This is a genomic window from Bacillus sp. SRB_331 (genome assembly GCF_003264175.1).
Lineage (GTDB): Bacteria > Bacillota > Bacilli > Bacillales > Bacillaceae_G > Bacillus_A > Bacillus_A mycoides.
The window spans coordinates 1-2,025 of the sequence record NZ_NADV01000087.1 but is presented as its reverse complement, the minus strand read 5'-3'; the positions used below and the strand labels follow the sequence as shown (position 1 = coordinate 2,025).

The following is a 2,025-nucleotide window of genomic DNA, read 5'->3' as shown; positions in this document are numbered from 1 at the left end:
TTTCTGTAAGAATCCTACATTCTTCTCTATTTACCTATATTTATATTTTGATTAATTTATTATGATGTAGATGTTAATTTAAAGTTATTTATACAAAATAACTAAATGCATTTTTTAGGAAGAGAAAACGATATACCACTCTGTTTTCTTAATTCGCATAATTTTCAAAAATAAAATCTCTGGATGTCAATATTTGTTATATAATAAACATATCATAGCATTACCCCTGTAGTTTCTATGATGATAGTTTGTTTGTCCCGTATATTCACCTGAAACTAAAAAGAACTTGTAGGATTCCTACAAGTTCTTTTTGTTCTTCGGATTGACGGATAGTAAATGTTATTAGGGATACCGCTAACATTTCGGAAAAAAACTACGATAAGAGCATGCAAGATTTTATACAGTTTTTCGGCTAATCCAATAACAAAGAAGAACCCTAAAACCATGCCAGGATAGGAATGTATAAAAAATGCATAGGTCGATAGAACAAAGAAAGGAGGTTCCCTTGTAAGGGTAAGATTCCTCCTTGTCCTTGCTACCAATAATGATGCGTTATGTTAACTGAGTATGTATATAATATACATCCAACTTTCAGCACCTTATTACTCTTTCTAAATGGTACAATTAGGAAAAAGGGAGAGATATTATGCTGTCTGTATTGTTTGCAATAAGCGGTAGCATCAACAAAGCGCAAATTTCGTACGCTAAGCAAAATTTCATAAAGAAAAAGCCGATTTCCTGTACGCTAAGAGATAATCGACTTCTTACTGTTAAGTTGTCTGTAGCGCTCTTTCTCGTAATTCACCATGTTTTCCAAAGAAAATAGCGAAAGACAAGGCGATGAACACATTTACAAAATGACGAGAAAAATGACAAAACTGTAAGAATGCACGAATGTTTGTAAGAAAGTTCGATGTTTTCCTTTTTCTTTTTTTATTATAGTGAAAAAAAGAAGGAGGAATTTGAAAATGTCTTTTTCTCAATTCAATATTGATATTTTTCGAGCAATTAATGATTTAGGTAAACAATATTCATTCCTAAATTCAGCCATGATATTTTTGGCAGAATATATGGTATATATTCTTGGTTTAATTATTATAGCTTATTGGTTTACCGGGTCTAGAAAAAGTAGGATGATGGTTATTCAAGCGATGGTTGCTTTTGTGATTGCTGAGGTAATTGGAAAAATAGCAGGGAAATTTCATTTGAATTATCAACCGTTTGCAGTATTGCCTGATGTTAATAAACTTGTCGACCATGCTGTAGATAATTCATTTCCTAGTGACCATACGATTCTCTTTTTTTCGATTTGTTTTTCATTTTGGCTTGTTCGTAAAAAGACTGGATGGTTATGGCTTATACTTGCATTTTGTGTAGCGATCTCTCGTATTTGGGTAGGAGTTCATTATCCTTTTGATGTTGTAATAGGGGCTTTAATAGGATGTGTTTCAGCGTTATTTTCGTATTGGTTAGTACCGAAATTTTCTTTTATCAAGCAATTGCTTACTCTATATGAAAGAGTAGAGAAACATGTTTTACCATCCAAAAACAAATCAAAGGGATTTTGAGTATACAAGTATAAAAGTTAACGTGAAAAGTGGGGGAATTATGGGGAAAGAAATATTGTTTGATAATGAAAGTCTGATTCTAAAACTAAATGGGATAACAGGATTACTTGCATTAAAACTAAAATTAAAAATGCCTTATAACACGATCAAGAGTGTGTATGTTGACTATTTTAATCCTCCACAATGGATGCTTCGTATGCCTGGAACATCAATTTCTCCTCTCAATATTTTTGAAGGAAGTTTTAAATACGCTGATGAATGGTACTTTCTCTCTTGTGAAAATAGAGTCCCTCTCGTAATGATTGAATTAAAAGGTCATGAAAAATATAAGTATGTCTTTTTTGAGATTGATGATCCTACCAAAGTAGCCGCAGATATTAGAAAACATATAAAAGATTTGTAAATATTGACCTATCAATATATTACTTCCGATAACGGATTTTATGTAAACATACCT

At 31.7% G+C, this 2,025-nt stretch carries 2 protein-coding genes; both read left to right on the top strand.

Annotated elements, in window-relative coordinates; genetic code table 11:
- Positions 1 to 968 precede the first annotated feature (968 nt).
- Entirely contained in the window at positions 969 to 1,568 is a 600-nt protein-coding gene (locus B5P42_RS31200; RefSeq protein ID WP_113736060.1) for an undecaprenyl-diphosphatase, read from the top strand.
- Positions 1,569 to 1,608: 40 nt separating this feature from the next.
- On the top strand, positions 1,609 to 1,971 hold the full coding sequence (locus tag B5P42_RS31195; RefSeq protein WP_113736063.1) for a hypothetical protein: 363 nt from the start codon (positions 1,609 to 1,611) through the stop codon (positions 1,969 to 1,971).
- The last annotated feature ends 54 nt before the right edge of the window (positions 1,972 to 2,025 follow it).

Excerpts from the sequence above, each read along its gene's own strand:
- B5P42_RS31200 (WP_113736060.1), top strand. The coding sequence starts at position 969 with ATGTCTTTTTCTCAATTCAATATTGATATTTTTCGAGCAATTAATGAT.
- B5P42_RS31195 (WP_113736063.1), top strand. The coding sequence starts at position 1,609 with ATGGGGAAAGAAATATTGTTTGATAATGAAAGTCTGATTCTAAAACTA.